General features: G+C 72.4%; 24 protein-coding genes. 16 read left to right on the top strand and 8 right to left on the bottom strand.

What is annotated here, in order from left to right; genetic code table 11:
* Window positions 1–69: 69 nt before the first annotated feature.
* The 5 genes from ACIPPM_RS21100 to ACIPPM_RS21080 all read left to right on the top strand — a co-directional run bounded on the left by ACIPPM_RS21100 (window position 70) and on the right by ACIPPM_RS21080 (window position 3,429).
* On the top strand, window positions 70–555 hold the full coding sequence (locus ACIPPM_RS21100) for a cation:proton antiporter regulatory subunit (protein ID WP_401449949.1): 486 nt from the start codon (window positions 70–72) through the stop codon (window positions 553–555).
* Between the two features lie 5 nt (window positions 556–560).
* Window positions 561–1,796: a cation:proton antiporter gene (locus tag ACIPPM_RS21095; protein WP_401449947.1), complete on the top strand. Its 1,236-nt coding sequence runs from the start codon at window positions 561–563 to the stop codon at window positions 1,794–1,796.
* Window positions 1,797–1,856: 60 nt separating this feature from the next.
* Window positions 1,857–2,495 carry a DedA family protein gene (locus ACIPPM_RS21090; RefSeq protein ID WP_401449945.1) on the top strand — a complete coding sequence of 213 codons (639 nt, stop codon included), beginning with the start codon at window positions 1,857–1,859 and terminating at the stop codon, window positions 2,493–2,495.
* 85 nt (window positions 2,496–2,580) lie between these two features.
* On the top strand, window positions 2,581–2,754 hold the full coding sequence (locus tag ACIPPM_RS21085) for a CsbD family protein (protein WP_388997755.1): 174 nt from the start codon (window positions 2,581–2,583) through the stop codon (window positions 2,752–2,754).
* A gap of 255 nt (window positions 2,755–3,009) precedes the next feature.
* Window positions 3,010–3,429: an ATP-binding protein gene (locus ACIPPM_RS21080; protein WP_401449943.1), complete on the top strand. Its 420-nt coding sequence runs from the start codon at window positions 3,010–3,012 to the stop codon at window positions 3,427–3,429.
* Between the two features lie 10 nt (window positions 3,430–3,439).
* On the opposite strand, the gene ACIPPM_RS21075 is transcribed toward ACIPPM_RS21080, so the two are convergent.
* The 4 genes from ACIPPM_RS21075 to ACIPPM_RS21060 form a co-directional block, all read right to left on the bottom strand.
* Window positions 3,440–4,465, bottom strand: coding sequence for an MASE1 domain-containing protein (locus ACIPPM_RS21075; RefSeq protein ID WP_401449941.1), 1,026 nt, complete (start codon window positions 4,463–4,465; stop codon window positions 3,440–3,442).
* A 48-nt stretch (window positions 4,466–4,513) separates the two neighbouring features.
* Window positions 4,514–5,371, bottom strand: a complete 858-nt coding sequence (locus ACIPPM_RS21070) for a PP2C family protein-serine/threonine phosphatase (protein ID WP_401449936.1) — start codon at window positions 5,369–5,371, stop codon at window positions 4,514–4,516.
* Window positions 5,372–5,486: 115 nt separating this feature from the next.
* Window positions 5,487–5,807, bottom strand: coding sequence for a hypothetical protein (locus tag ACIPPM_RS21065; RefSeq protein WP_393592783.1), 321 nt, complete (start codon window positions 5,805–5,807; stop codon window positions 5,487–5,489).
* Window positions 5,808–5,867: 60 nt separating this feature from the next.
* Entirely contained in the window at window positions 5,868–7,076 is a 1,209-nt protein-coding gene (locus ACIPPM_RS21060) for a hypothetical protein (protein ID WP_401449933.1), read from the bottom strand.
* Between the two features lie 173 nt (window positions 7,077–7,249).
* Here ACIPPM_RS21060 and ACIPPM_RS21055 point away from each other — a divergent pair, with 173 nt between their 5' ends.
* Window positions 7,250–8,704 carry a glyceraldehyde-3-phosphate dehydrogenase gene (locus ACIPPM_RS21055; protein ID WP_401449931.1) on the top strand — a complete coding sequence of 485 codons (1,455 nt, stop codon included), beginning with the start codon at window positions 7,250–7,252 and terminating at the stop codon, window positions 8,702–8,704.
* Between the two features lie 154 nt (window positions 8,705–8,858).
* Window positions 8,859–9,251 (top strand): hypothetical protein, encoded by a 393-nt coding sequence (locus tag ACIPPM_RS21050; protein ID WP_401449928.1) that lies wholly within the window; start codon window positions 8,859–8,861, stop codon window positions 9,249–9,251.
* Between the two features lie 352 nt (window positions 9,252–9,603).
* Here ACIPPM_RS21050 and ACIPPM_RS21045 read toward each other — a convergent pair whose 3' ends face one another.
* Window positions 9,604–10,539, bottom strand: a complete 936-nt coding sequence (locus tag ACIPPM_RS21045; RefSeq protein ID WP_401449925.1) for a LysR family transcriptional regulator — start codon at window positions 10,537–10,539, stop codon at window positions 9,604–9,606.
* Between the two features lie 140 nt (window positions 10,540–10,679).
* On the opposite strand from ACIPPM_RS21045, the gene ACIPPM_RS21040 reads away from it, so the two are divergent.
* The 4 genes from ACIPPM_RS21040 to ACIPPM_RS21025 all read left to right on the top strand — a co-directional run bounded on the left by ACIPPM_RS21040 (window position 10,680) and on the right by ACIPPM_RS21025 (window position 14,255).
* Entirely contained in the window at window positions 10,680–11,924 is a 1,245-nt protein-coding gene (locus ACIPPM_RS21040) for an MFS transporter (protein ID WP_401449923.1), read from the top strand.
* Between the two features lie 42 nt (window positions 11,925–11,966).
* Window positions 11,967–12,359, top strand: coding sequence for a cysteine hydrolase (locus ACIPPM_RS21035; protein ID WP_401449920.1), 393 nt, complete (start codon window positions 11,967–11,969; stop codon window positions 12,357–12,359).
* Between the two features lie 118 nt (window positions 12,360–12,477).
* Entirely contained in the window at window positions 12,478–13,080 is a 603-nt protein-coding gene (locus ACIPPM_RS21030) for a TetR/AcrR family transcriptional regulator (protein ID WP_401449918.1), read from the top strand.
* Window positions 13,077–14,255 carry a GDSL-type esterase/lipase family protein gene (locus ACIPPM_RS21025; protein ID WP_401449915.1) on the top strand — a complete coding sequence of 393 codons (1,179 nt, stop codon included), beginning with the start codon at window positions 13,077–13,079 and terminating at the stop codon, window positions 14,253–14,255. Before ACIPPM_RS21030 ends, ACIPPM_RS21025 begins: the two co-directional genes overlap by 4 nt.
* 31 nt (window positions 14,256–14,286) lie before the next feature.
* Here the strand turns inward: ACIPPM_RS21025 and ACIPPM_RS21020 are convergent, their stop codons facing one another.
* Complete coding sequence (locus tag ACIPPM_RS21020) at window positions 14,287–14,916, bottom strand: class F sortase (protein WP_401449913.1); 630 nt, start codon at window positions 14,914–14,916, stop codon at window positions 14,287–14,289.
* Window positions 14,917–15,027: 111 nt separating this feature from the next.
* Complete coding sequence (locus ACIPPM_RS21015; protein ID WP_401449911.1) at window positions 15,028–15,633, bottom strand: hypothetical protein; 606 nt, start codon at window positions 15,631–15,633, stop codon at window positions 15,028–15,030.
* Between the two features lie 348 nt (window positions 15,634–15,981).
* On the opposite strand from ACIPPM_RS21015, the gene ACIPPM_RS21010 reads away from it, so the two are divergent.
* The 4 genes from ACIPPM_RS21010 to ACIPPM_RS20995 all read left to right on the top strand — a co-directional run bounded on the left by ACIPPM_RS21010 (window position 15,982) and on the right by ACIPPM_RS20995 (window position 19,159).
* Complete coding sequence (locus ACIPPM_RS21010) at window positions 15,982–16,848, top strand: fructosamine kinase family protein (protein ID WP_401449908.1); 867 nt, start codon at window positions 15,982–15,984, stop codon at window positions 16,846–16,848.
* Between the two features lie 193 nt (window positions 16,849–17,041).
* Window positions 17,042–17,233 carry a putative ATP-grasp-modified RiPP gene (gene tgmA / locus ACIPPM_RS21005; RefSeq protein WP_388997793.1) on the top strand — a complete coding sequence of 64 codons (192 nt, stop codon included), beginning with the start codon at window positions 17,042–17,044 and terminating at the stop codon, window positions 17,231–17,233.
* A 16-nt stretch (window positions 17,234–17,249) separates the two neighbouring features.
* Window positions 17,250–18,233: an ATP-grasp ribosomal peptide maturase gene (gene tgmB, locus ACIPPM_RS21000; RefSeq protein WP_401449906.1), complete on the top strand. Its 984-nt coding sequence runs from the start codon at window positions 17,250–17,252 to the stop codon at window positions 18,231–18,233.
* Window positions 18,234–18,268: 35 nt separating this feature from the next.
* Complete coding sequence (locus ACIPPM_RS20995; protein ID WP_401449904.1) at window positions 18,269–19,159, top strand: Gfo/Idh/MocA family protein; 891 nt, start codon at window positions 18,269–18,271, stop codon at window positions 19,157–19,159.
* Here the strand turns inward: ACIPPM_RS20995 and ACIPPM_RS20990 are convergent.
* The gene (locus ACIPPM_RS20990; protein WP_401449902.1) at window positions 19,156–20,061 is read right to left on the bottom strand and encodes a GNAT family N-acetyltransferase; all 906 of its coding nucleotides are present in this window, start codon (window positions 20,059–20,061) and stop codon (window positions 19,156–19,158) included. The two genes, ACIPPM_RS20995 and ACIPPM_RS20990, sit on opposite strands and share 4 nt — an antisense overlap.
* 227 nt (window positions 20,062–20,288) lie before the next feature.
* Here ACIPPM_RS20990 and ACIPPM_RS20985 point away from each other — a divergent pair, with 227 nt between their 5' ends.
* Window positions 20,289–21,395 carry a PP2C family protein-serine/threonine phosphatase gene (locus tag ACIPPM_RS20985; protein ID WP_401449900.1) on the top strand — a complete coding sequence of 369 codons (1,107 nt, stop codon included), beginning with the start codon at window positions 20,289–20,291 and terminating at the stop codon, window positions 21,393–21,395.
* The last annotated feature ends 12 nt before the right edge of the window (window positions 21,396–21,407 follow it).

The raw sequence follows: 21,407 nt of genomic DNA, 5'->3' as shown, positions 1-21,407 counted from the left end.
TGCACCGTCAAGCTAGGGTGTCGGTAATGGTTGCACCAAGAAACAGTCAAAAGAATCAGGGGGGTTGCCATGGGCACCGCACGCACGAGTAGGACGCCGTTGCCGGGCATCGGCGTCCGGTACGACCTCACCACCCGCGAACACCGCCTGCTCTCGGTGGTGGCCCACCGGGACGGGTCACGGACGCTGAGCGCCTACCGCGAGGACGATCCCGACGCGTGCGCGTCGTCGGTGCAGTTGACCGGCGGGGAGGCGGAGGCGGTCGCCGGGGCGCTCATGCCGACGCACCAGAGCCCCAGCCTGCTCTGGACGACCGAGCTGGGCCTGGTGGCCGAGCGCATCTCGCTGTCCTCCGTCTCGCACTGGAACGGACGCGTGCTCGGCGACACCCGGATGCGCACCGAGACCGGCGTGTCGATCGTGGCGGTGCTCCGCCGCGCCGACGCCATCCCCTCCCCCGGTCCGGGCTTCCGGCTCGCGGGCGGTGACACGCTCATCGTGATCGGCACCCGCGAGGGCGTCGACGCGGCCGCCGCCATCCTCGGCCGGGAGTGATCCGGATGCATTCCTCCGCGGTCTTCCTCATCGAGTTCGGCGCGATCATCCTGGCCCTCGGCCTGCTCGGCAGGCTCGCCGCCCGGCTCCGGTTCTCCCCCATCCCGCTGTATCTGCTCGCCGGTCTGGCCTTCGGCGAGGGCGGGCTGCTGCCGCTGGGCGCCAGCGAGGAGTTCGTGGCGATCGGCGCCGAGATCGGCGTGATCCTGCTGCTGCTCATGCTGGGCCTGGAGTACACCGCCGGTGACCTGGTCTCCAACCTCAAGACGCAGTACCCGGCCGGTCTGGTCGACTTCGCGCTCAACGCGGTGCCGGGCGCCGTGATGGCGCTGCTGCTGGGCTGGGGTCCCATCGCCGCCGTCGTGCTGGCGGGCATCACCTGGATCTCGTCCTCCGGCGTCATCGCCAAGGTCCTCGGCGACCTGGGCCGGATCGGCAACCGGGAGACCCCGGTGATCCTCAGCATCCTGGTGCTGGAGGACCTGTCGATGGCGGTCTACCTCCCGCTGGTCACCGCGCTGCTGGCCGGTACGGGCTTCGTGGCGGGCGGCATCACGCTCGCCATCGCCCTCGGTGTGGCCGGTCTGGTGCTGCTGCTGGCGGTGCGCTTCGGCCGGGTCATCTCCCGCTTCGTCTCCAGCGACGACCCGGAGAAGCTGCTGCTGGTCGTGCTGGGCCTCACCCTGCTGGTGGCCGGACTCGCCCAGCAGCTCCAGGTCTCGGCGGCGGTCGGCGCCTTCCTGGTGGGCATCGCGCTGTCCGGCGAGGTCGCCGAGGGCGCGCACAATCTGCTGGCGCCGTTGCGGGACCTGTTCGCGGCGGTGTTCTTCGTGTTCTTCGGGCTGCACACCGACCCGGCGAGCATCCCGCCGGTGCTGCTGCCCGCGCTCGCCCTGGCGGTCGTCACCGCGCTCACCAAGATCGCCACGGGTTACTGGGCGGCCCGGCGGGCCGGTGTCTCGGTGCGGGGCCGCTGGCGGGCGGGCGGCACGCTGGTGGCGCGCGGGGAGTTCTCGGTGGTCATCGCCGGTCTCGCGGTCACCTCGGGCATCGACTCCCGGCTCGGCCCGCTGGCCACGGCGTACGTGCTGATCCTGGTGGTCGTCGGCCCGCTGACCGCGCGCTACACCGACCAGATCGCCCTGGCGGTCGGCAAGTGGCGCCGGGCCCGTACGACGCCCGCCGAGGAGCCGGTCACGGCTCCGGCGGTGCGCGACCAGGACGCGGTCGGCCGTCCCTGAGAGGGCCCTTCCCGCAGGTCACGACGGGGTGGGGAGTGCGGCGCGGCGTACGGTGATGCCATGCCGCCTCCCCTCCCCGGCCCGTTGGCTCCCCTGGCCCCGCTGCTCGGCCAGTACGGCTACTGGGCCGTCGGCGCGATCATCTTCCTGGAGGACTTCGGGGTGCCCGCGCCGGGCGAGACGATCCTGCTGGCCGCCGGGGTCTACGCCGGTGCGGGCGAGCTGAACATCGTCGCGGTGGCGGGCATCGCCTTCGCGGCGGCGGTGATCGGCGACAACGTGGGTTACGTGATCGGCCGTACCGGTGGCCGGGCGTTCGTGGAGCGCTGGGGCAAGTACATCCTGCTGACCCCGAAGCGCTTCGAGGCCGCGGAGGCGTTCTTCCAGCGCCACGGCGGCAAGATCGTCACGGTGGCCCGGTTCGTGGAGGGCCTCCGTCAGGCCAACGGGATCATCGCGGGCACCACCGGGATGGCCTGGCCCCGTTTCCTGGCCTTCAACGCGCTCGGCGCGGTCCTCTGGGTGGGCCTGTGGTCCACGCTGGCCTATGTGGCGGGCAGCCACATCACGGCCGTGTACGACGAGATCGTCCGCTACCAGCGTTACGTGCTCATCGCCGCCGGAATTCTAGTGGCGGCCCTGGTCGTCCGGCATCTGGTGCGGCGCAGACGGGTACGAAGGCCCGACGAGGGGTCATGAATTTCGGCATTTCTGGTTTGGGTGACGGCGGTGGGGATATCCGGATGTCGACCACGCACCGAAAACGTTGGGATGTGAATACCCCATGGCTGGTGACCAGAAGGGCAAGGCCAAGGCGGAGCAGCTCAAGGGCAAGGTCAAGGAGACCATGGGCAAGGCCGTCGGGAACGAGCGCATGGAAGCCGAAGGCCGCGTCGAAGGCGCGAAGGGCGACGCCCGCCAGGCCAAGGAAAAGGCGAAGGACACGTTCAAACACTGAGTCGGTGCGAAGCCGTACCCAGGGCGGGCCCGGAAATCCCAGGTGGATTTCCGGGCCCGCCGTTCTGTGCGCGGCCCTCGCGCACCCGTCCCCGGATATCCGTCTCACACATCCGGGGGATTCACGGATCAGCTCCCCTTGATCGGCGGTACAGGGGGTAGCCGGGTCAGAGAAGGGACGATCCTCCGTGATCGCACGAAGGGGCCTGAACCGGCCACCACGGGAGAAGGGCGATTCCGCATGGACCTCCCCCTCATGGCAGACACGATGACCCGGACCGCGCCGGACCTGCCGCGCTACTGCCGCGGCTGGGACGCCGACACCGCGTCCCTCCCGGAGGCCAGGAACGCGGTCGCCGACCTGCTCGCGCGGGTCCGCCCCACGCCGTCGGCGCGTACGGTGCAGGACGCGCAGCTGGTCGCCAGCGAGCTGGTCACCAACGCCCTCAAGCACGCGCCGGGGCCGTTCACGCTGCGGCTGGAGGTGGTGCCGGACCCGGCCGCGCTGCGGATCAGCGTCACGGACGCCTCCCCCGAACCGCCCCGGCACCGGCCGCCGGACCCGGAGCGGGTGGGCGGGCACGGGCTGCGGCTGGTGGGCCTGCTCTGCGGCGCCCTGGAGGTCGTCCCGCTGGGCCGCGGCAAGCGGGTCACGGCAACCGTCGCCCTCGACTGACACCGGCCGCTCAACGGCCGGGCGGGGGCCGCGCGTCGTCGCCGGGCCGCAGCAGGGGTTCGTCGGCCTCGGGAGCCGGACGAGGCGGCGGTGCCTCGCCCGCGGTGAGGTGCTCCAGCACCTCGACCAGCTCCTCGCACGCCCGCTCCACGGAGCGCCGGGTGTGCCGCTGCTCGGTGATCACCGCGGACAGCAGCAGCGCGGTCAGCGCCATGGTTCCGTTGAATCCCTGCAGCTTGGCCATGATCTCGACCCGGCTCAGCCCCTGGAAGGCGCCGTCCTGGTCGTTGGCGGCGACGGCGGCCAGCACGGAGGTGCCCAGCGCGCAGAGCATGGAGCCGACCAGCTCGAAGCGCAGCGCACCCCAGATGATCAGCGGATAGACCAGGAACAACAGGCTGAAGTGGCTGAACACGGCGGGCGGTACGACGCAGGCGGCGACCACGGCCAGCGCGGCGGCCTCCCGCCAGCGGGCCCGGGGCAGCGGCCCCGCGGCGTGGCTCAGCAGGAGCAGGAACGGGGTGACGAGCAGGACGCCCATGGCGTCGCCCACCCACCAGGCGAGCCACACCGTCCAGAAGGTGTGCGCGGGCATCCGGTCGGTGACGACCAGCAGGGCGACCCCCAGCGTCGAGCTGATCAGCATGGCGCCCAGCGCGCCCAGGAACACCAGGGCGAGCCCGTCGCGCAGCCGTCGCAGGTCGGTGCGGAACCCGGCCCGGCGCAGCAGCATCACCGCCACGACCGGGGCCAGGGTGTTGCCGACGAGGTAGCCGAGCGAGTAGAGCACCGGCGTGTCCAGTGACAGGACGATGAGGTACGCGCCGAGGGTGACGCCGGGCCAGTACCGCACCCCGAGGATGAGCAGGGCGGCGACGGCCACGCCGGTCGGCGGCCAGATGGGGGTGACGACGGCGCCGTCGACGGTGAGTTTGCAGAGCAGGCCGAGCCGGCCGGCCGCGAAGTAGCAGACCGCGACGGCCAGGACCAGGGCGGCATGGCCGCCCGGCCGACGCGCTTCTGGGAAGGCCACCACCCGGCAACTCTCACACCGGTTCGGCGGCCGGGGCGAGGCGAGTGGCGCCTATGGCCTAACGCGGGGCCCGGCGGGCGGTGGCGGGGTGCTCGGGCCGTCGTGTCCGACGACGAGTACGGCCGCGTCGTCGTCGTGGCCCACGCTGTCGGCGCCCTTGATCACGGCCGCGGCGAGCGCGTGCACCTTCAGACCGGCGACGGCGGCGATGCCCGCGAGGCGGACCACCTGGGCGAGCCCGTCCTCGACGTGCAGCGAGGGGCCTTCCACCACCCCGTCCGTGAGCAGCACGAAGACGCCGCCGGTGGAGAGCCGGTGCCGGGTGACGCGGTAGTCCATGCCGGGCTGGATGCCCAGCGGCGGGCCGCCCATGTCGTGGACGACGCCGGACTTGCCGTCGGCCGTGGCCCAGACGAAGGGGATGTGACCGGCCCGCGCGCTCTCCAGGACGCCCGTGACGGGGTCCAGCCGGAGGAAGGTGCAGGTGGCGAAGAGGTCGCTGCCGAGGGTGAGCAGCAGGTCGTTGGTGCGGGCGAGGAGTTCGCCGGGTTCGCTGGTCACGGAGGCCAGCGCGCGCAGCGCGGCCCGGACCTGGCCCATGAAGGCGGCGGCCTCGATGTTGTGGCCCTGCACGTCGCCGATGGTGAGGCCGATCTTGCCGTCCGGCATGGCGAAGGCGTCGTACCAGTCCCCGCCCACGTTGAGGCCCTGGTTGGCGGGTGCGTAGCGCACCGCGAGGTGGAGTCCGGGCCTGCTGGGCAGGTCGCGCGGGAGCATGCCGCGCTGGAGGGCGATGGCCAGTTCGACCTGGCTGCGCTGCTGTTCCGCGCGCTCACGCGCCTGGGCGGTGAGCGAGCCGAGTCTGGCCAGCAACTCATCGCTGTCGTCCGTGGAGCGCTTGCGGAACATCGTTCACTTCCGGTGGGCGGTGATCCTGGCGGGCCGTTGTCTGGATTTTACCCATTCGGCCGCTTTCGGCGTCCGGGGCGGCCCGCCAGGAACCGTCAGTGCCCGTCAGTGCCCGTCAGTGCACCTGGGAGTCGATGCCGGTGATCACGGCGGGCCCGAGCGGCGCGGAGTTCTCGTCCAGCCCTACGGTCCGCAGGGCCTCGTCCGCGAGACGGCGGGCCTCCTGCTCGGCGTGCTTGTTGTTGTCGGCCTCGACGGTGAGGTGCAGGGTGAAGGTGCCGTCCTCGTTGACGTTGACGGTGTCGAGGTCCTCCGCGCTGCCCAGGTCGGTGCCGTGCGGGTCGACGGGCCGCAGCGCCCGCCCGAGCCGTGCGCGGGTGTCGGCCTCGATGTCCGCGGTGAAGGTGCCGGGCACGGTGATCACGTAGGTCGTCATGGTCGTCCTTTCCTCGAAGCCCCCGTCTACCCGCTTTCCCGGCCTTCGCACCGGGGTGTGTCACAGGGGCGAGTGGACGAGCACCGTCACGTAGGCGCCGTACAGCACGGAGACGGCGGCGAGCGCGCCGCCGATCAGGTAGGCCGCGGCGGGGCGGTCGCGCCAGGTGCGGGCGAGGGCGCGGGCGGCCGGGACGAGGAGCGGGAAGGCGGGGAGCAGGAAGCGGGGTTTGGAGGAGAAGGAGCCGGAGCCGAGGACCACCAGCAGCACCAGGACGCCCGCGAAGACGACGAGGGCCAGCGGGGCGCGCTCCAGGCAGAGCAGGGCGAAGAGGACGAGGCTGATCAGGACGAGGGCGAGGGCGACGGGATAGATGACCTGGCCGCCGTGCGCGAGGAGCGCGCCGACGAAGCGGGCGGCCCCGGCGCCGAAGTCGACGCGGGAGCCCCAGGCGCCCTGGACGGCGAAGTAGCCGCCCGTCAGATCGCCGGTGCACCGGCCGACCCAGAGGACGTAGCCGAGCCAGCCGAGCGGGGCGAGCAGGGCGCCCGCCCACAGGCGGGGGGTGACCTGCCCGCGCCGCAGCCAGAGCTGCTGCGCGGCGGCGGCGATGACGGCGACCGCCACGGCGAAGCCGGTGGGCCGGGCGAGGCCCGCCGCCAGGGCGAGCGTGCCCGCCCAGAGCCAGCGGCCCCTGAGCACGCAGTACAGGGACCAGGCGGCCAGGGCGGCGAAGAGGGACTCGGTGTAGGCGACGGTCAGCTCCACCGCGTGCGGCAGCACGGCCCACAGCGCGACGAGGGCGGTGGCGGTGGCCCGCCCGTACAGCCGGTGTCCGATGAGGTAGACGCCGTACGCCGCGACGACGGCCGCGGTCCAGGCGATCAGCAGGGCCGCGGCGGCCTGGGTGAGCGGGAGGACGGTGGTGGTGGCCCGGATCAGGGCGGGGTAGAGCGGGAAGAACGCCCAGTCGCTCTGCACTCCCCCGGTGGGCGTGATCCAGATGAGGCGGCCGTAGCCGTGGGCGGCGATGTGGAGGTACCAGCGGGAGTCCCAGGAGTGGCCGAGGCTGCGCACCAGTGGGCGGCCGGTCAGCGCGTTGGTGGCGATCACGGCGGCGATCCCCGCCGTGCGGACCGCGGCGAACAGCGCGAGGGCGAGGAGAGCGCCGGACGGTGCGCGGTGGCGGACGATCCGGGGCAGCGCGCGGCGGCGCGGCGGGCCGGGGGCGGTGGCCGCTCCGGGCCGGGGTGCGGAAGACGTGATCACGCTCCGACCATGGTCACGGGGTGCGGGCGGTGCAATGCGGGGCCAGGGTGTCGCGCGCTCTTCCACCCTGATTCAGGAACGGCGGCTTCGGTGGACCCCCTGACAGGGGGCTCTGGTGATCAAAGTAGGGTGTGTCTACCATATGAGCGCCGCCTAGCTCGAAAGATAGATCTGTGACTGTCAATGACGACTCGTTCACGAACTGGAAGCACCGCGAGGAGATCGCGGAGTCGATGATCCCGATCATCGGGAAGCTGCACCGCGAGCAGGACGTGACCGTCCTGCTGCACAGCCGCTCCCTGGTGAACAAGTCGGTGGTCAGCATCCTCAAGACCCACCGCTTCGCCCGGCAGATCGCGGGCGCGGAGCTGTCGGTCACCGAGACGATGCCGTTCCTCCAGGCGCTGACCGCCCTCGACCTCGGCCCTTCCCAGATCGACCTCGGCATGCTGGCCGCCACCTACAAGGCGGACGACCGGGGGCTGAGCGTCGCGGAGTTCACCGCGGAGGCGGTCGCCGGGGCCACCGGCGCCGAGAAGATCGAGCGCCGCGCGCCGCGCGACGTCGTGCTGTACGGCTTCGGCCGCATCGGTCGGCTGGTCGCGCGGCTGCTGATCGAGAAGGCCGGTTCGGGCAACGGCCTGCGGCTGCGCGCCGTCGTCGTCCGGGGTGGTGGCCCCAAGGCCGCCGGGGACCTGGTCAAGCGGGCCTCGCTGCTGCGCCGCGACTCGATCCACGGCCAGTTCCAGGGCACCATCACGGTGGACGAGGACGCCAGCACGATCATCGCCAACGGCAACGAGATCAAGGTGATCTACGCCGCCGACCCGTCGGCCGTGGACTACACCGAGTACGGCATCCGCGACGCCATCCTCATCGACAACACCGGCAACTGGCGTGACCGCGAGGGCCTGTCGAAGCATCTGCGGCCCGGCATCGACAAGGTCGTGCTGACCGCGCCCGCCAAGGGTGACGTGCCGAACATCGTGCACGGCGTCAACCACGACACGATCAAGCCGGACGAGCGCATCCTGTCCTGCGCGTCCTGCACCACCAACGCGATCGCCCCGCCGCTGAAGGCCATGGACGAGGAGTACGGGGTGCTCCGCGGCCACGTGGAGACGGTCCACTCCTTCACCAACGACCAGAACCTGCTGGACAATTACCACAAGGCCGAGCGCCGGGGCCGGTCCGCGCCGCTCAACATGGTGATCACCGAGACCGGTGCCGCCTCCGCCGTCGCCAAGGCGCTGCCGGAGCTGAAGGCGCCGATCACCGGCAGCTCGATCCGGGTGCCGGTGCCGGACGTGTCGATCGCCATCCTCAACCTGCGGCTCGGCCGCGAGACCACCCGCGAGGAGGTCCACGACTACCTGCGCGAGGTGTCGCTGACCTCCCCGCTGAAGCGCCAGATCGACTTCACCACGGCGCCCGACGCGGTCTCCAGCGACTTCATCGGCTCCCGCAACGCCTCCATCGTCGACGGCGGCGCCCTGAAGGTCGACGGCGACAACGCGATCCTCTACCTCTGGTACGACAACGAGTTCGGCTACTCCTGCCAGGTCGTCCGGGTCGTCCAGCACGTCTCGGGCGTGGAGTACCCGACGTACCCGGCGCCGGAGGTCTGAGCGACCCCGCAGTTGGAGTACACCGAGGGCCGCCCACCCCGAGTCGGTCGGCGGCCCTCGGGTCTCACCATCGGGCGCGGGAAATGGACGTTCTCCTGAGCCGGGCGGTCGGCCCGCCGATCAGGCTGATCGTGCCCCTGAATACACTCACGGCGTGATGATCAAGAGAACAGGCAGACAGTTGCTTGCCGCCGCACTGTCTGTTTCCGCCGTCACCGTCGGGTGCGCTCACACCGTCGACACCGATGAACTGCCCGGCGAGTACCGCAACGAGAAGACCGGCGGTCAGATCCGCCTCGCGCCGGACGGAGCGTTCACCGCGAGGCACGTGTCGATCGACTCCTTCTCCGGCCCTGCCGACTTCCACGGCCAATGGGAGTTCGTCGACAGCAGCACGACCAGCGACTTCATCTACCTGGACGTCAAGGACCGCGGCCTCGGTACGTCGAGCGGCATCCAGCTGTACACGAGCGGCGACGGAACGGTGCAGTTCAGCACCCCGGACGACTCATGGTCCTTGGTACTCACCAAGGTGCCCGCCTCGTAGAAGTCCCACCTGGCACGGCTTTGAGCACCCGCTCCCCGACCTCTCTTGATCCCGTGGAAGACGCTGTGGCGGATGCTCCGCGAGACCGCCGGGCGGGCGAAGTCCAGGTCCTCGGCGTGAACGTCGAGGCCCTGGACTTCGCCGGGCGCAGCTGCCCGGTCGAGGCGAAGAGCGCGCGGAGCAAGGCCCGCCGCCGGGGCCGGACGCGCGAGGACTTCGTGCCGGCGACCGGGTACGGGCTGGGACCTGCACGAGTACCGCCACTCCGCCCTGACCAGCCTGCTCGCCTCCGGCGACGCCCGCCGTTGAACGTCTGCGCTCAACAGGGCCGGTCGCGTGAGTGGTGGGCCGTTCAGCGCGGGATCACCCAGCCCGGCCTCCAGGTGCCGGTGGCGTCGTGGTCGGCCGTCGTGGCGGCGAGGTGGGTGCGGAGGGTGGCCAGCGCCGGGTGGGGGTTGTCGCGGTGCCAGAGGAGCGAGTGCGGGTAGACCGGGGTCGGGTCGATGACCGGGATGCGGCGCAGGTCGTGGTCGGCGGGCCAGATGAGGCGGGTGGGTTCGCCCATGAACGTGGCCAGGGCCGGGGTGTCGGCGATGGTGTCGAGGAGTACGTCGGAGCCGAAGTTGGGGCCCGTCGCCTCGATGGTGAGGCCGAACTCGGCGACGAGGTCGTCGTAGTAGGCGGCCCATTCGGTGCCGGGGGCGATTCCGGGCATCCAGATCCGGTGCCCGGTGAGCTGGGCGAGGGTGACCGAGCGGGCGCCTGCCAGGGCGTGGCGGGGGCCGGTGAGGAGTTGGAGCGGCTCGTCGAGGACCCGGATGGACTCGATGTCCTCGGGGAGGGGCCGGCCCGGCGCGGCGACGGCGCGGAAGGACGCGTCGATGGTGCCGGAGCGGATGGCGGTGACGGCGGTCTCGATGTCGAACAGCATCATCACGTCGAAGTCGATCTCGGGGTGTGCGCGGTGGAAGCCCCGCATCAGGCCCGACTGCGCGCCGCGCGAGTTGATCACGTCGATGCGCAGCGAACGGTGACCGGGGCGCACGGAGGCTGTCGCGCGCTCCTCGACGCGCAGCAGCTCGCGTGCGTGGGGCAGGAACGCCTGCCCGTCGATGGTGAGCTCGGCGCCGCGTGGGACACGGGTGAACAATCGCACGCCGAGGGTGCGCTCCAGCGCGGCGATGCGTTTGGAGACGGCCTGCTGGGTGATCGACAGGTCGGCGGCGGCTTTCTGGAACTGGCCCGCTTCCGCGACGGCGACGAAGGTACGTACTGCTTCGAGATCCACGCCGACCCACCTTAGTGAACAACTGATTGTTGTGGATCGCTGGCAGGTCGGTTGTTTGACCTGTGGTTGTCCTGCCCGCTTGTCTCTCCATGGTCAACGTCGGTTTGTTCAGGTGGGACGTCAAGGGGAGGGCGCCGAGCATGGTGGGCAGAAGCCGGTTGGGTCGGCAGTTCGGCTGGCTGTGGGCGTCATATGCGGTGAGCGCATATGGGTCCGGGCTGGGGTTCGGGGCGTTGCCGCTGATCGCCGTGCTGGCGTTGCACGCCGGCCCCGCCGAGGTGTCCGCGCTGTCGGCGGTGGGACCTGCAGTGGGTGCGCTGATCGCGGTGCCGCTCGCACCGTGGGTGGAGTTCCGGCGCAAGCGCCCGGTCATGATCATGATGGACCTGGCCCGGTTCGCGGCCATGGCGACGATCCCGGTCGCCTACGCCTTCGGGTGGCTCGGCTTCGTCCAGCTGCTCGTCGTCTCGGCCGTGGTCGCCGCAGCCAAGATCGCCTTCAACGCGGCCGGCGGCGCCTACCTCAAGGTCCTTGTGCGGCCGGACGACCTGCTCGTCGCCAACGCGCGGTTCGAGTCCACGAACTGGAGCTCCATCGCGGTGGGGCCCCCGCTGGGCGGGGCGGCGATCGGCCTGTTCGGGCCGGTCACGACCGTGGCGGCCGACGCGATCAGCTACCTGCTCTCCGCGCTGGGCATCACCGCGATCCGCGGCCGGGAGGAAGTGCCGAGGACGACCGACAGGAGCCCCGTCCGGGCGGGCGCATTGCTCGACGGCTGGCGACACATCATGGGCCACCCCGGTCTGCGGGCGCTCTACCTCAACAACATGCTCGTCGGCGGGCTGATCATGGCCACCGAGCCGCTGCTGGCGGTGCTCCTGCTTCGCCAGCTCGGGTTCCCGCCCTGGCAGTACGGCCTGGCCTTCGCCGTCCCCTGCCTCGGCGGGCTCATCGGCTCGCGGCTGGCCCGCCGTGTCGTGGCCCGCTTCGGCCGGCACTGGGTCTTCCGGACCGTCGGGACCCTGCGCGCCGTCTGGCTGATCGGCCTGGCCTTCGTTCGTCCCGGCATCGTCGGCCTCGTGACGGTGATGGCTGTCGAGCTGGCCATCATCATCAACATGAGCCTGTACAGCCCGGTGCTCGCCACCTACCGGCTCGAACACACCCCCAGGCATCTCGTCGCCCGCACCCTGTCGGCCTGGTCGATCGGCCAGCAGGCGTCCATCGCCGTCCTCACCGCACTCGCCGGGCTGCTCGCCGACGTCACCAGCCCACGCACCGCTCTCACGGTCGCGGGACTGCTCATCCTGACCACACCGCTCCTGCTTCCCCGACGGGACCAGACGCCGCGACACGAGCCGGAACTGTCCCCCAGCCACTCATGAGGCACCACGACCTGTCACCCGCGGGCCGCGACCGGTCCGCCGGTGCGTGTCCGCGTCGACCTGGCACACCAGGCCCAACACCGCGTCATGCACCACGAGAACCTTGCCACTGCCATCCACGAGCGCCTGGCTCCCCGGGACAGCGACATCGTCGTGCGCAAGATCCGCTACGGCGGCATGTCCACCACCGACCTCGACCGGCAGCTACGCGAGCGCGGCATCACCACCCTGGTCGTCTCCGGCATCAGCACCAGTGGCGCCGTCCTGTCCACCGTCATCGACGCCGCCGACCGCGACTACCAGCTCTACATCCTGTCTGACTGCGTCGCCGACCCGGACACCGAAGTCCACGACACCCTGCTCCACCGCGTCTTCCCCGCACGGGCCCACATCATCGACACCACCGAGCTGCGCGCCCTGCTCCGGGCCGACTGACTCGAACCAGGAGCCGATCCCACTCCAGAACACCCTCTTGCCACCTACACGTGATCCTCATTTGCCTAAAGCCTTTAGGTAAATACATAATCGGTCAGGTTCTTCGAGAGGTGGGGTCATGGTGCGTGCGGGGCTGAGTACGGAGCGGCTGGTGCGGGCCGGGGCGGAGCTGGCCGATGAGGCCGGGTTCGAGCAGGTGACGGTGTCCGCGCTGGCCCGGCGGTTCGACGTGAAGACGGCGAGCCTGTACTCGCATCTGCGCAACTCCCACGATCTGCGCACCCGGATCGCGCTGCTCGCCCTGGAGGAGCTGGCCGACCGCGCCGCCGAGGCGCTCGCGGGACGGGCCGGGAAGGACGCCCTGACCGCGTTCGCCGACGCCTACCGCGACTACGCCCGTGCGCACCCCGGCCGCTTCGAGGCGGCCCGCTACCGGCTGGACCCGGAGACCGCCGCCGCGAGCGCGGGCGTCCGGCACGCGGCGATGACGCGGGCGATCCTGCGCGGCTACGACCTCGACGAACCCGACCAGACACATGCCGTACGCCTGCTGGGCAGTGTGTTCAGCGGCTATGTGGGCCTGGAGTCGGCGGGCGGTTTCGACCACAGCGCCCCCGACTCGCAGGAGTCCTGGGAACGCGTGCTCGACGCCCTGGACGCCCTCCTGCGCAACTGGCCCTCCACTCCCCCGCCCGCCCCTCTCCCGACAGGCCCCCGATGACCACCGCCTGGACCACCACGCCCCTCACCGCCGACCTCGTCCGGGGCGCCCTCGAACTGGAGCGCACCGAACGCGGCCTGCTCCCGCACCGGCTGCCCGCCCGGGCCCGTGCCCAGTGCGCCGACCCGCAGCTGGACCTGGCCGAGTCCCAGCCCTCCGGCGTACGACTGGTGTTCCGCACCCGCGCCACGGCGATCGAGCTGGACACCCTGCCGACCAAGCGGGCCTACCTCGGCGCACCACCCCGCCCGGACGGCGTCTACGACCTGCTGGTCGACGGGCAGTTGGCGGGCAGCGCCACGGTCACCGGTGGCGACACGCTGACGATCGACATGGCGACCGGTGCCGCCGAGCGCACCTCCGGCCCGGTGGGCACCGCCCGCTTCGCCGGACTGTCCGCCGAGGACAAGACCGTGGAGATCTGGCTGCCGCACAACGAGACCACCGAGCTGGTCACCCTGCGCACCGACGCCCCCGTGGAACCCGTACCCGCCTCGGGCCGTCCGGTGTGGCTGCACCACGGCAGCTCCATCAGCCATGGCTCGGACGCCGCGAGCCCGACCGGTGTGTGGCCCGCCGTCGCCGCCTCGCTGGGCGGGGTCGAGCTGGTCAACCTGGGGCTGGGCGGGAGCGCGCTGCTGGACCCGTTCACCGCCCGCGCGCTGCGTGACACCCCGGCCGACGTGATCAGCGTCAAGATCGGCATCAACCTGGTCAACACCGACCTCATGCGGCTGCGCGCGTTCGGGCCCGCCGTGCACGGGTTCCTCGACACCGTCCGCGAGGGGCACCCCGACACGCCGCTGCTCGTGGTATCCCCCGTCCTGTGCCCGATGCACGAGGACACCCCCGGCCCCACGATGCCGGACCTCACCGCCCTGAGCGAGGGCCGCCTCGCCTTCCGGGCGGCCGGAGACCCGGCGGAGACCGCCCGGGGGAAGCTGACCCTCACCGCGATACGCGAGGAGCTGGCCCGGATCGTGGCCCAGCGCTCCGCCGAGGACCCGCACCTGTATGTCCTCGACGGGCGCGAGCTGTACGGGGAGGCCGACTTCGCGGAGCTGCCGCTGCCGGACGGGCTGCACCCGGACGGCGCCGCGCACCGGCGGATCGGCGAGCGGTTCGCCGCGCTAGCCTTCGCCCCGGACGGTCCGCTGGCAGCCCGTACCCGGTGAGCGCGACGCCTCAGACGGTGAGCGCGGCGCCTCAGACGAGGTGGCCGAAGACGACCAGGTTCTCCGTGTAGTCCTTGGCCGAGTGGTCGTAGTCCCCGGCGCAGGTGATGAGCCGGACCTCGGGGCGCTCGGCGTTCGCGTACACCCGCTCGCTGGGGAAGTCGTCCTTGGCGAAGGTGTCGGCGCTGTCCACGACGAAGTTCGCGGTGTTGCCGTCGGCGCGCTCCACGGAGAAGCGGTCGCCGGGCTCCAGGTCGTCGAGGTTGGCGAAGACGGCCGCCGAGGTGGTCGTGTCCACGTGGCCGGCGATGACCGAGGTGCCCTTCTCGCCGGGCGAGGCGCCCTTGGCGTACCAGCCGACGAGGTTGGTGTTGCCCGCGGGCGGGGGCTCCAACTGGCCGGTGGAGGCGAGCACCAGGGCGGTGAAGGGCGCGTCCACGCCGATCTTGGGGATGCGCAGCCGGGTGGGCGCCGAGCGGGGCAGTGGCGCTCCCGCCTTGACCGCGCCCGCCGTCGCGGTCCTGGTGCGGGCCGCGTCCGTGCCGGTGCCGGTGCCGTGATGGCCGCCGAAGACGCTGAGGGCGAGGATGGCGATGGCCACCCCCCACAACGTCAGTCGGCCGCCCCGGCCCGCGGGGTCACCGGAAGGGTCTGCTGCCATCGGACACCACCTCGCTCGGGCACGGCAGCACAGGGATCGGGGTCGGGGGGCGCGGGCCGCCGACGCGACCATGCGTCGACGGCGGCCACGGCCCCTGATGCGCGGGAACGGTCAGGACGCGGACCCGGCGGACTTCTTGCGGCGCAGCGCGTAGGCGCCCAGCGCGCCGGCGGCGAGCACGGCGGCGCCGCCCATGGTCACACCGCCGGAGTCGGCGAGGGCGCCGCCACCGGTGTGCATGCCGCCGCGCGGCTCGTCACCGCCGGAGTCGCCCTTGCCCCCGCTGTCCTTGCCGCCACCGCCGCTGTCCTTACCGCCGCCGCCGCTGCCACCGCCGTCGCCCTTGTCCTTGTAGCTCTCCGGGTCGAAGCGGCTGTCGTCACCGGAGTCGGAGCTCCAGTCGTCGCTGTTGACGGCGGCCAGGGCGCCGCCGCCCGTGTGCATGCCGCCGCGCGGCCCGTCGTCGTCGGAGTCGTAGGAGTCACGGCCGGAGTCCTTGCCCCCGGAGTCCTTGCCGCCGGAGTCCCGTCCGCCGGACTCCTTGTCACCGGACTCCTTGTCACCGGAGCCCTTGTCGCGGTCGGAGCCGCTGTCGTGCTCCTTGTTGTAGGAGGAGTCGTCCCGGCCTCCGTCGTCCCCGGCGAGCGCGGCGCCGGGGGCCAGGGCGATGGCGGCGGACGCGGCCGCCGTGGCGAGAAGAATGCGGGCAGAGCGCATGTCTGTGTCCTTCCGCCGTGGCCGGGCAGCTGATTCCTCATCGGCTGACATGACCCGGCCTCGACATGATCCACCGTCGGACAGGCCGTCGCCGCGCACCATCCAGGCCGTCCAGCCGGGTCAGCTCTCCACCCGTCTGTCCCAGCGACACGCCGGTACGACCCCCGAACGGGTCAGCCGACGACCCGTCCGGCGCCGGGTACGACGGCTCGGCGCGCCCTCCGCCCGTCCCACGGAAGCAGCCGGGCACCACCACCCGGCATTCCGGGCAAACTTGGCCGAAAACCGTCGTAGCAATGCGCGAAGTTCTCGACGTGGCGGGGGTTTTGCGGGTCGTACCCTGGGGCCGTGATCGAGCGAGTCGAAGATCCAGGGCTGACGGCGTCCCGGCTCACCGGGCGCCGGGTCACGGGCGGCCCGGTGGCGACGGGGTCGCCCGCCGAGGTGACCCTCGAGGACGGCACCACGGTGATGGTCAAGCGCGGGGACGGCCCCGGCGCCGCGCGCGCCGAGGCGGCCGGGCTGCGCTGGCTCGCCGCCGCGGGCGCGGTGCGCGTGCCGGAGGTGCTCGGGTTCGACGAGTGGTCGCTGGTCAGCGAGCGGGTACCGACCGGCAGTCCCGGCCCCGGGGCGGCGACGCGCTTCGGCCACGCCCTGGCCGCCCTGCACGCGTCCGGCGCCCCCGCGTTCGGCGCCGCCCCGCCGGACGGGCCCGAGGAGGCGTACATCGGCCGCGCGCCGATGCGCAACGCGCGGGGCGACGACTGGCCTTCCTGGTACGCCGAGCACCGGGTGCTGCCGTATCTGCGTACCGCGGTCGACGCGGGGATCGTCCGGACGGGCGAGGCCGGGGTGATCGAGGCGGTGTGCGAGCGGCTGCCCGCGCTCGCGGGGCCCGCCGAGCCGCCCGCGCGACTGCACGGCGACCTGTGGCAGGGCAACGTCCTGTGGGGCGCCGACGGCGAGGTCCACGTCATCGACCCGGCCGCGCACGGCGGCCACCGGGAGACCGACCTGGCGATGCTGAGCCTCTTCGGCTGCCCCCACCTGGAACAGGTACTGGCCGGGTACGAGGAGACGAGCCCCCTCGCCGCGGGCTGGCGCGACCGGGTCGGGGCGCATCAGCTCTTCCCGCTGCTGGTGCACGCCGTGCTGTTCGGCCGGGGGTACGCCGAACAGGCCCTGGCCGCCGCCCGCGCCACCTTGGCCGGGTAATCGGGGTCCGGAGAAGAGCATTCGGGGCAGACGAATGTGCGGTGGAGCGCAGCCACCGCGCCCTGACCGGCGTCCTTCCAGCTGACCCACCGGCTCACGGTGCCTCCCTCCGGACCGCTGTCACGGAGCGTGAGGAAACCAACCAATCGTTCGATTCGTATAAGGACGTGAAGGACGAAACAGGGGAGAGACCATGCAACCGTTCACGCTCAACTACGCGCGGCCTGCTGGCCAGTTGGATGTCACCGCAGCGTATTCGTACGACTCCGCACTGCAGTTGAACGTCCTGCCGGACGGGCGGATCGCCGCGACCGACCACGCGGTCCTGCTCGCCCTGGGGACGACCACCTCCACGGCGGGTTCCAAGACGCACTTCGACGACTGATCGCGGGCCCCGGACGATGACCGTGCTCATCCTGACCAGTGACGAGGACGTCACGGCGGACATGGTGGTCCTGCGACTGGGCGAGACGGGCGTGCCCGTCGTCCGGTTCGACCCCGCCGACCTGACCAACGGGGTGTCGCTCACCGGCGAGTACGCGGGGGACGCCCTGGGCGGACAGCTGTCCGTCGGCGGGCGCCTGGTCGGGATGAGCGGCCTGCGCTCCATCTGGGTGCGCAGGCCGGGCGACGCGGCCGCCCGCGCCGCCCGGCCGTCCTCCTGGCTGACCCAGGAGTCGACGCAGGCGCTGTACGGCATGCTGCGGTGCGGCGACGCCCGCTGGATGAACCATCCGGACGCGGCCCGCCGGGCCCGGCACAAGCCGTGGCAGCTGCGGCTCGCCCAGCGCAGCGGACTGCCGGTCCCGGCCACGCTGATCACCACGTTCCCGGAGGCGGCGCGGGAGTTCGCCGAGCGGCACCGGGACGTGGTGGTCAAGCCGGTCTCCGGCGCGCATCCGCAGGAACCGCCGCGCGCCGTGCCGACCAGCCGGGTCGCGCCGGGCACCGACTTCAGTGCCGTGGCCTTCGGGCCGACGCTGCTCCAGCGGCGGGTGGACAAGCGGGCCGACATCCGGCTCACGGCGGTCGGGGACCGGCTGCTGGCGGCACGCAAACCGGCCGATCCGGATGCCCACCCCGACCATGTGGACGTCCGTTTCGCCCCGTCCGTCTCCCCCTGGCTCGCCACCGAGGTGCCGCCGGGGGTGGCCCGGTCGGTCCGCCGCTATCTGCGTGCCGCCGAACTGGCTTACGGCGCTTTCGACTTCGCGGAGGACGCGGAGGGGACCTGGTGGTTCCTGGAGTGCAATCAGTCGGGGCAGTTCGGTTTCGTCGAGCTGGACACCGGTCAGCCGATCGCGGAGACGATCGCCCGCTGGCTCGCCGGAGACGACGGGCCCGTGGAGCCGTATACCCACGAGAACAGGGGCAGAGTGCCCTGATGCCGTGGAGAGCGGCCGGGAGAAGGGAGCGCTCGATGCGCATCGGACTGCTGGGAACGGGCCCGTGGGCACGCACCGCGTACGCCCCGGCGCTGGCCGGCCACGCGGGCGTGGACTTCGCCGGGGTCTGGGGTCGCCATCCGGAGGCGGCGGCCGCGCTGGCCGGGGAGTACGGGGTGCGGGCGTACCCGGACGTGGACGCGCTGCTGGCCGATGTGGAGGCGGTGGCGGTGGCCCTCCCGCCGTCCGTGCAGGCGGAGTTGGCGGTACGCGCGGCGCGGGCCGGGCGGCATCTGCTGCTGGACAAGCCGCTGGCGCTGAGCGTGGCCGACGCGCGGGCGGTGGCCGAGGCGGCCCGGCGGGCCCAGGTGGCGTCGGTGGTGTTCTTCACCACCCGGTTCCAGAAGGAGCCGGAGGCGTGGATCGAGGAACAGGCCGCCGAGGCGGGGTGGTTCACGGCGCGGGCGCAGTGGCTGGGCTCGGTGTTCACCAGCGACAGCCCGTTCGCGGCCTCGGCGTGGCGGCGGGAGAAGGGCGCGCTGTGGGACGTGGGCCCGCACGCGCTGTCGGTCCTGCTGCCGGTGCTGGGTGACGTACGGCAGGTGCTGGCGGCGGCGCACGGCCCCGCGGACACCGTGCATCTGGTGCTGGACCATGCCACCGGCGCGTCGAGCACGCTGACGCTGAGTCTGTCGGCGCCGCCCTCGGCGGCCGGGGCCGATGTGGAGCTGCGGGGCGAGTCGGGGGTGACGCTGCTGCCGAGGAGTTCGGAGGGCGCGGTGCCCGCGCTGGGCCGCGCGGTGGACGCGCTGGCGTCCGCCGCGCGCACCGGCCGCCGACACGCCTGCGACGCAGCGTTCGGACTCCGGGTGACGGAGATCCTCGCGGAGGCGCAGGCGCGGCTGGGCGCCGAGGATGTGGACTAGGCGGCCGGTTCCCGGTCGGTCCAGAAGCTGACGCGCTCTCGTACGACGGGATAGCCGACCGCGGTGAAGTGGGCGGCCATCGGGAAGTTGCCCTGGTCGGTGGCGGCCGCGATGAAGTCGGCGCCCTGGTCGGCGAGGAAGCGGGTGCAGTCGGCGAGCAGGTCGTAGGCGTAGCCGTGGCCGCGCTGTTCGGGGACGACGCCGATGAAGCCGACGCAGGGCCCGGAGGGGTTGTGGGCCGGGATGTGGATGCCGACGGTCTCGCCCTCGGGGGTACGGGCGACCCGCCACCACTCGCGGGGCGAGGGGCACCAGTGGAAGAAGTCCAGTTCCTCCTGGGCGGCGAGTTCGACGCCGCCCTTCTCGATGGCGCGGAGGGCGTGGGCGTCCAGGGTGACGGAGTGGATGCGGCGCAGGGCGTCGAGGAAGACGGCGTCGTCCGGTTCCGGGGTGAACTCCAGCCGGGCGGGCTGTTCGGGCAGGCCCAGGTCGGGGGTCCAGCGGTAGAGGAAGCGCTCGACGAGGGGTTCGTACCCGGCGAGGCGGGCGGCGGCGGTGCGGGTGGCGACGGCGACGGCCAGGGCCGGGTTGTCGCGCCAGCCGGGCGGCAGGTCCAGCTCGAGTTCCGAGGTGGCCCACGGCGCGGTGCGCAGCAGCTCGGCGCCCGCCGCCTCCTCGCCCTCGGCGACGTCGAACCAGTTGATCAGCAGCGGGGTGGGGTCCTCGGCGCGGGCCCACCAGGCGGCGCGGGCCACGGGGCGTCCGTCGCGCAGGGCGACGCGCTGCCAGTCGGGGCGGTATTGAGTGGTGCGGTGCCGCTCGCTCAGGCCGAGCGGGTCGGGCAGGTCGTGGAAAAGCTGGGCACTGCTCTGGTCGAGCGTGCGGATGACCGGTGCGGTCAAGGTGTCCTCCGGGAGACGCGGCTGCGGTGAGGCGCTCCCGGTCCGGTCAGGGGCACACCCGGATGACGGAGTGGAGGGAGCGCGCGTGCGGGGTGATGTCCATGACGCTCGCCTCCTTCCCGGTCCGTCTCGGGGCGTGCCCGCGCCACATTAGAGGGACGCCCACGCGTGCGTCCAGGGGTTTTTCGGGGCGGGCGGCGGGGGCGGCCCCGGCGTAGCGTGGGCGTGTGAGATCGCTGCGTGGCTGGTCGCCGGGCCGAACGCGGGAGCGGCGCGGCTGGCTGCGGGGCGCTCCCCCGCCGCCGTGGGTGCGGGTGCTTCCGGTGCTGCTGCTGATCGCGGTCACCCTGGCCACGCTCGTCACCCCGCACGCGAGCGATCTGGGTTTCCTGCTCGGCGCGATCCCGCCGCTCGCGGTGCTGTCGTACGGGCCGCTGGCGACGGCGGTGCTGGGCGCGCTGGTGATCGTGTCGCTGGTCGTGCCGGTGACCCATCTGAACCGGCCGGGCGACACCGACCTGCTGACCATCGCGTTCGTGTCCCTGCTGAGCGTGTTCGTGTCGTACGTACGCAGTCACCGGGACGCCCAGCTGGACACGGAGCGGGAGATCGGCGAGGCGGTGCAGCGCGCGGTGATGCCGCCGCTGCCGGAGCGGGTCGGCGGCGTCCGGTGCGCGGGGTTCAGCCGGGCCGCGCAGGACGGGACGCTGCTGGGCGGGGACTTCTTCGACGTACGGGACGGGCCCTACGGGGTGCGGGCGGTCATGGGGGACGTCCAGGGGCACGGGCTTTCGGCGGTGCGGACGGTGGTGGCGCTGCTGGGCGCGTTCCGGGAGGCGACGCTCGACCAGCGGGCGCTGGAAACGGTGGCCGCCCGGATGGACCGCAGGCTGGTGGTCGACTCGTCCGGGGTGCGGCACGCGGAGTTGTTCGCGACGGCGGTGCTGCTGGAGTTCTCCGCCGACACCCGGACGGTGCGGGTGGTGGCCTGCGGGCATCCGCCGCCGGTGCTGCTGCGCGCGGGGCGGGCGCGGGAACTGACGGTCGCACCGGGTCCGCCGCTGGGCATCGGTCTGCTCGGTGTCGATCCGCCGAAGGAGGTCACGGTGACCCTGGACGCGCGCGACCGGCTGCTGATCGCCTCGGACGGGCTGTGGGAGGCGCGGGACGCCGCCGGCCGCTTCTATCCGCTGCCCGAACGGCTGGCGGCCCTCGCGGACACCGGCACGGCCGGGCTGCCGGACGCCCTGTGGGAGGACGTACGCCGCCAGGGTCACCGGGTGGACGACGACGCCAGTGTGCTGGTCCTGGCCCGGGAGCCGTCGGCCCGCTGACCCGGCGCTCAC

Origin of the sequence: Streptomyces sp. NPDC090119 (assembly GCF_044747085.1) — a bacterium.
GTDB lineage: Bacteria > Actinomycetota > Actinomycetes > Streptomycetales > Streptomycetaceae > Streptomyces.
Note: the sequence above shows the minus strand (reverse complement) of the source record. Positions and strands in the feature narration are given on the sequence as shown.

What these genes read in the sequence shown, in the direction of transcription:
- ACIPPM_RS20995 (WP_401449904.1), top strand. Translation starts at nt 18,269, where the DNA reads ATGCGCATCGGACTGCTGGGAACGGGCCCGTGGGCACGCACCGCGTAC.
- ACIPPM_RS21080 (WP_401449943.1), top strand. Translation starts at nt 3,010, where the DNA reads ATGGCAGACACGATGACCCGGACCGCGCCGGACCTGCCGCGCTACTGC.
- ACIPPM_RS21070 (WP_401449936.1), bottom strand. Translation starts at nt 5,371, where the DNA reads ATGTTCCGCAAGCGCTCCACGGACGACAGCGATGAGTTGCTGGCCAGA.
- tgmB (WP_401449906.1), top strand. Translation starts at nt 17,250, where the DNA reads ATGACCGTGCTCATCCTGACCAGTGACGAGGACGTCACGGCGGACATG.
- tgmA (WP_388997793.1), top strand. Translation starts at nt 17,042, where the DNA reads ATGCAACCGTTCACGCTCAACTACGCGCGGCCTGCTGGCCAGTTGGAT.
- ACIPPM_RS21025 (WP_401449915.1), top strand. Translation starts at nt 13,077, where the DNA reads ATGACCACCGCCTGGACCACCACGCCCCTCACCGCCGACCTCGTCCGG.
- ACIPPM_RS21095 (WP_401449947.1), top strand. Translation starts at nt 561, where the DNA reads ATGCATTCCTCCGCGGTCTTCCTCATCGAGTTCGGCGCGATCATCCTG.
- ACIPPM_RS21020 (WP_401449913.1), bottom strand. Translation starts at nt 14,916, where the DNA reads ATGGCAGCAGACCCTTCCGGTGACCCCGCGGGCCGGGGCGGCCGACTG.
- ACIPPM_RS21065 (WP_393592783.1), bottom strand. Translation starts at nt 5,807, where the DNA reads ATGACGACCTACGTGATCACCGTGCCCGGCACCTTCACCGCGGACATC.
- ACIPPM_RS21040 (WP_401449923.1), top strand. Translation starts at nt 10,680, where the DNA reads ATGGTGGGCAGAAGCCGGTTGGGTCGGCAGTTCGGCTGGCTGTGGGCG.
- ACIPPM_RS21100 (WP_401449949.1), top strand. Translation starts at nt 70, where the DNA reads ATGGGCACCGCACGCACGAGTAGGACGCCGTTGCCGGGCATCGGCGTC.
- ACIPPM_RS21085 (WP_388997755.1), top strand. Translation starts at nt 2,581, where the DNA reads ATGGCTGGTGACCAGAAGGGCAAGGCCAAGGCGGAGCAGCTCAAGGGC.
- ACIPPM_RS21015 (WP_401449911.1), bottom strand. Translation starts at nt 15,633, where the DNA reads ATGCGCTCTGCCCGCATTCTTCTCGCCACGGCGGCCGCGTCCGCCGCC.
- ACIPPM_RS21030 (WP_401449918.1), top strand. Translation starts at nt 12,478, where the DNA reads ATGGTGCGTGCGGGGCTGAGTACGGAGCGGCTGGTGCGGGCCGGGGCG.
- ACIPPM_RS21090 (WP_401449945.1), top strand. Translation starts at nt 1,857, where the DNA reads ATGCCGCCTCCCCTCCCCGGCCCGTTGGCTCCCCTGGCCCCGCTGCTC.